The organism is Thermococcus sp. (assembly GCF_027063845.1).
Lineage (GTDB): Archaea > Methanobacteriota_B > Thermococci > Thermococcales > Thermococcaceae > Thermococcus.
Genome location: NZ_JAMOQU010000039.1, coordinates 1 through 1,436 on the forward strand (window position 1 = coordinate 1; position 1,436 = coordinate 1,436).

General features: G+C 51.8%; 2 protein-coding genes. Both read left to right on the forward strand.

Annotated features, from left to right (window positions below):
- Positions 1-67: 67 nt before the first annotated feature.
- On the forward strand, positions 68-562 hold the full coding sequence (locus MVO87_RS03060; protein WP_297512482.1) for a type II toxin-antitoxin system VapC family toxin: 495 nt from the start codon (positions 68-70) through the stop codon (positions 560-562).
- Positions 559-1,436, forward strand: an 878-nt coding sequence (gene gatE, locus MVO87_RS03065; protein ID WP_297552135.1) for a Glu-tRNA(Gln) amidotransferase subunit GatE, incomplete at its 3' end; no start/stop codon positions are given. The genes MVO87_RS03060 and gatE, both read left to right, overlap by 4 nt.

The window sequence follows — 1,436 nt, forward strand, 5'->3', positions numbered from 1 at the left end:
GAGGTCATAGTGAAGAGCGCCGGTCCAATCCTGAGGAAATACGCGGGCATGTTGAAGAAGAGCGAGCATGATTGGGAGGCAGAGTACTATGAGTACATCGAGGAAAGAGCTGGCGGTAGTTGACAGCAACGTGTGGGTTGAAGTCCTCAGTGGAAACGAGAGGGCAGTTGAACTCCTTGACAGAGTCAGCAGAGAGTGCAAGCTATGTATAACTCCCACCATCTATTCAGAGGTTTCCTTTGTCATTCTTGGCCATCATTTCACCTCCAAAACAGGAAAAAAAGGAACCTATGCACTCAAGAAAGAACTAAAAAGAGACCCCTCACTTTATGAGATTGTTGATACCTTCGACAGCCTACTCGATGAGCTCCACATTGCTGGATTGCTCGAGTTCTTGGAAGAAACTGAGGAAGTTGTCAGGAAGAGCAGGGACTTACGGAAAAAATATGGTCTCCTACCTAATGATGCCTTAATACTTGCAACTTGTGAAGTATATGGAATTTCAAAATTGGTCACCTTCGACGATGACTTTTTGAGAACCAATCTGGAGGTGTTAAGATGACCGAGAAGTTCGATTACAAAGAGCTCGGCCTTAAGGTCGGCCTTGAAATTCACAGGCAGCTCGATACCAAAAAGCTGTTCTCGCCCGTTCCGAGTGAGCTGACCGAGAAGGTTGACTTCACCTTTGAAAGACGTCTGAGGCCAACGATGAGTGAGCTCGGGGAAATTGACCCCGCGGCACTTGAGGAGTTCAAGAAGGGAAGGAAGTACATCTACGAGGGCAACTACGAGCTGAGCGACCTCGTTTACATGGACGAGGAACCGCCGAGGGGGCCTGACAGGGAAGCCCTGGAGGTTACCCTCCAGATTGCCTACCTCCTCAACGCCAAGCCCGTTGACGAGGTTCACTTCATGCGTAAAATCGTCATCGACGGCTCGAACGTCTCCGGCTTCCAGAGGACGGCGATAATAGCGCTCGACGGAAGGGTTGACACGCCTTGGGGAAGCGTTGGAATCCCGACGATATGCCTTGAGGAAGACGCCTGCAGAATCGTCGAGAGGAAGGAGAAGGAGGTAATCTACCGCCTCGACCGCCTCGGCATTCCGCTCGTCGAGATAAGCACGACCCCGGACATACACCACCCGGAGCAGGCGAAGGTGGTCGCTAAATACATCGGCGATGCCCTAAGGGCCACTCGGAAGGTCAAGCGCGGTCTCGGAACGATAAGGCAGGACCTCAACGTCTCGATTAGGGGTGGCGCTCGTGTCGAGATTAAAGGTGTGCAGGAGCTCGACATGATTCCGCTCATCATCGAGAGGGAAGTTGAGAGACAGCTCAACTTACTAAAAATCCGCGACGAGCTCCGCGAGAGGGGCGTTAAGTCCGAGGACATCAAGGAGGAGTTCTACGACGTTACCGACGTCTTTGAGAACAC